The sequence below is a fragment of the Microcoleus sp. D3_18a_C4 genome (assembly GCF_036702415.1).
In the GTDB taxonomy this organism is placed as follows: Bacteria; Cyanobacteriota; Cyanobacteriia; order Cyanobacteriales; family Microcoleaceae; genus Microcoleus.
In genome coordinates, this window is record NZ_JAUBTI010000066.1 from 1 (window position 1) to 1,843 (window position 1,843).

The 1,843-nt window shown below is 45.9% G+C and carries 2 protein-coding genes; one reads left to right on the forward strand and one right to left on the reverse strand.

All coding sequences use genetic code 11. From position 1 onward, the window contains the following. The first annotated feature begins 152 nt into the window (after positions 1 to 152). Entirely contained in the window at positions 153 to 440 is a 288-nt protein-coding gene (locus QUB16_RS23125; RefSeq protein WP_333319749.1) for a hypothetical protein, read from the forward strand. A gap of 82 nt (positions 441 to 522) precedes the next feature. Here QUB16_RS23125 and QUB16_RS23130 read toward each other — a convergent pair. After that, positions 523 to 1,843 (reverse strand): Calx-beta domain-containing protein (locus tag QUB16_RS23130; protein ID WP_333319750.1); only part of this gene is annotated, 1,321 nt, incomplete at its 5' end.

Here is a 1,843-nt window from a genome sequence, read left to right on the forward strand (position 1 = left end):
ATTTAACAGGCTTCTCAATTCACATATCATTTCCCGTCTGTTTTGTCAACTCCTGATACTGAACCGACGCCCTAGAACGAGGCAGACAAGAACAGCAGCGCTTAATTTTAGAAAATTTTCTGCGAGTTAGATTTGGAGAATTAAGCCAGAAAATGACAGTGTTTTTATCTCCAATATCCAAGTTGCCTGCTGCGGAATTTACAGTGTTGTTGCTGGCAATATCGATGCTAACAGTTGATGAAGAAGGGCGGGAACAAGCTGTAAGATTATTGGCAGAAAATGTCTTGACAATGCACCAACATGAATTGGGTGATATTCTGCCTACAGCCATTACCAATATAGTAGCATTGCCTGTGGCAGAATTGACATTGTTGGTAGAACAACTGCCGCAGTTATCGGCTGATGGATTGAGGGAAAGGTTCGGGAAAATCCCTGAATAAAGCTGTTTGAGTAGCTATAGAGTGCGATCGCCCTTTTTTGGTCTTTTGGATCGAAGGGGCGATCGTACTTTTCTTTCCTTCCCTAACTCAACCGGAAATTAGCGGATGTAATCGCATTGGCACTCACTCCAATCATCACACCTAACTCCTCCCCTGTCAAGACATTTTTGATGAGAGTTCCCTGAGTATTTTGAGTGATTGCTAACTGGCTAAAAGTCAAACCTCCGCTTAATCCAATCAAATCTTGACCGATTGTAAAATCAGCGATTATGTCAAATCCTTGACCAGTTGTTAAGACAAAGATATCGTTACCGCTACCGCCAATCAAACTATCATTACCCAAGTCTCCGTAAAGAATATCCTCACCTTGACAACCCGTGAGAGTATCGTTGTCTTCGCCTCCGTACAGGGTATCATTTCCTTCACATCCTCCCAGAATATCTGCTGCTTCGTTACCGCTGATGAAATCATTACCTACACCGCCGCAGATAGTATCCGAACCTAACTGTCCAAACAGATTGTCATCACCTTGACTTCCAAGCAGGATGTCGTTACCTTTGCCTCCATATAAAAGGTCATTATCCTTGCCACCATCGATGAAATCATCATCTTTATCACCAAGAATGATGTCATTACCTTCGCGGCCATTTAGGGAGTCATTACCTTTGCCTCCCCAGATTAAATCATTCCCCAAGTTGCCAAGAATAATATCATTATTTTGATCTCCAAATAGGATGTCATCGCCACTACCACCGCTGATAAAATCATTGCCTGTGTTGCCGTTGAGGATGTCGTTGCTGGCTCCACCATATAAGTTGTCATTCCCGGATTTGGCATCGAATATATTGCCGTTGTTAGTGCCGAGAAATTCATCGTTTTGGGCAGTGCCTATTTGAATTGGCGATACACCGAGTATGGTGTTTTCAACTGAATTTGGTTGGTTTAAATTGGGATAGGCAATGTCATCGCAGATGCAGTCGTCATTGGGGATGTTGTTAGTTGTTGGTATTGGCGTTACCGATGGCGTCGGCGTCGGCGTCGGAGTTGGCGCCACATCCAGAATCGTCAAAATTGACGGATTACTGCCCACATTGCCACCGAAGAGCACCAAATTCACCGTTTCCGGCGATTCCAGTATCATGTCGCTCAAAGCCGCAATCGTGAAACTAGCGCTAGTTTGCCCTGCCGCAAAATTCAACGCCCCCGCCGCCCCAGTGTAATCCGGTGCCGTGCCTCCAGAAGTGGCCGAACCGTCAACAGAAGCGTAGTTAATCGATGCAGCCGCCGTGCCACCGGTGCGAGTAACGTTAATCGTAGCCACGCCGCCTTCATTCACCGTGTAATTTGCTTGCTCGAACTGGAAGATACTTGCAGGCGTCGGCGTCGGCGTCGGAGTTGGTGTT